At 69.5% G+C, this 321-nt stretch carries 1 protein-coding gene; it reads right to left on the reverse strand.

Annotation, left to right across the window (positions count from 1 at the left end; genetic code table 11):
- The coding region (locus EJ903_RS26615) for a transposase (RefSeq protein WP_148105341.1) at window positions 1-321 on the reverse strand (321 nt) is incomplete at both ends.

Raw genomic sequence — 321 nt, forward strand, 5'->3', positions numbered from 1 at the left:
CGAGGCGTCGCCCTCCTCGTTGCTCGTCAGCTCCGAGGCGAGGATCGCGCCGGTCGTGGGATCGACGCCCAGATGCAATTTCCGCCAACTCCGACGCGCTTGGCCGCCGTGCTTCTCCAAGTGCCACTCGCCCTTGCCGAACACCTTCAGCCCGGTGGAGTCGATGACCACGGTGGTCGGCCCGTCCGTCGCCGCCAGGGCCGACGCCACCTCCAGCTTGGCGCTGCGCCGGGAAAACGTCGTGTGGTCCGGGACCGACAGTTCCAAGCCGAGCAGGCGCATGAGCGAGCCCAGCAAGCCCTCGGTTTGCCGCCACGGCCG

Origin of the sequence: Azospirillum griseum (genome assembly GCF_003966125.1) — a bacterium.
Classification (GTDB): domain Bacteria; phylum Pseudomonadota; class Alphaproteobacteria; order Azospirillales; family Azospirillaceae; genus Azospirillum; species Azospirillum griseum.